At 48.7% G+C, this 1,031-nt stretch carries 1 protein-coding gene; it reads right to left on the reverse strand.

Going from position 1 to position 1,031, the window contains the following annotated elements; translation table 11 throughout:
* Positions 1-84: 84 nt before the first annotated feature.
* Positions 85-642: a hypothetical protein gene (locus tag MMIC_RS12510; protein ID WP_143144967.1), complete on the reverse strand. Its 558-nt coding sequence runs from the start codon at positions 640-642 to the stop codon at positions 85-87.
* Between the last annotated feature and the right edge of the window lie 389 nt (positions 643-1,031).

Below are 1,031 nucleotides of genomic sequence, written 5' to 3' on the forward strand. Positions count from 1 at the left end.
AGGCAAGAGCAGATATTTTTGATTATTTGGAAAGGTTCCATAATCCAAGAATGCGGCGCAGACTAGCTGCTCAAGATATAAGGTTTACATCGTTTTTAAACCGTCCGTAGAAATGGGGTAGAACCCCTGACCGCTTGCAGGGTCAAATCGAAGAAACATTCTGAACTGATAAATTTGCTGCTCGATGAATGCTTCCGCGCACCACTGCGGCATCATTTCAAGCTGTGATTCATCGACAACCAGCGCCCACGGGTCGATGATTAGTTCCGCCACACTCGGCAACAGACTTGCCGCTGCTGCTGCCCTCGAAACCCACTCGCGCGCAGTGTCCCGAAAGTGCATCGTATCGAGCAACTTTGCGGGCGTTTTGTCTTGGAACTTATCGCCCAGGTTTATGGCAACGCTCATCCGGACAGATTCATCCGGCCAGACAGAGTTAGGAGCGTATGGCGCAGACAATCGCAACGGCTGATTCTGCGCGTTTAACGCTCGCTTGATTAGTTGCCAGTAAAATGGCCAATAAACACGCATGTCGAAGTCTCGCTGTTCGACAGGAAGCGAGACTTGCTTTTTCTCAAGTTCTAAGCCGTCATCGTTCGAGATTCCGACTTGAACACCAGCAGGCTTCACAGTCTGCGGCATTGTCTGCGACGCTGGTGACAACTTTCTTTTCTCTAACTTCATATTTCCGCAAATAGGAGGCGGAAAACATTTCTTTAATTTAGCGAGAAAAAACAGTTGTCACGCAGGATACGTATAAGAAAAGTCCGGAACGCACCTGTGGTGCATTACTCCGAACTTTTGCCTTATACAGTCTGCGACTTCCTGCCCCTTCGGGGAGAGAGATGCAAACCACATCAGATGATCTATAGTGCGATATGGGAGTGTCTTAGAACGGCCCAGGCTAATGGGATGGTCCGCTCCGTCCCCTAACGGCATCGCAATGTGCCAGAATGGAGATATTCCATTACGAAGAAGGACGGAGCGAACTATGAGAGATAATAGCGAAGTATTTGAAATATCAGTAGTCG

Origin of the sequence: Mariprofundus micogutta (assembly GCF_001895085.1) — a bacterium.
Taxonomy (GTDB): Bacteria; Pseudomonadota; Zetaproteobacteria; order Mariprofundales; family Mariprofundaceae; genus Mariprofundus; species Mariprofundus micogutta.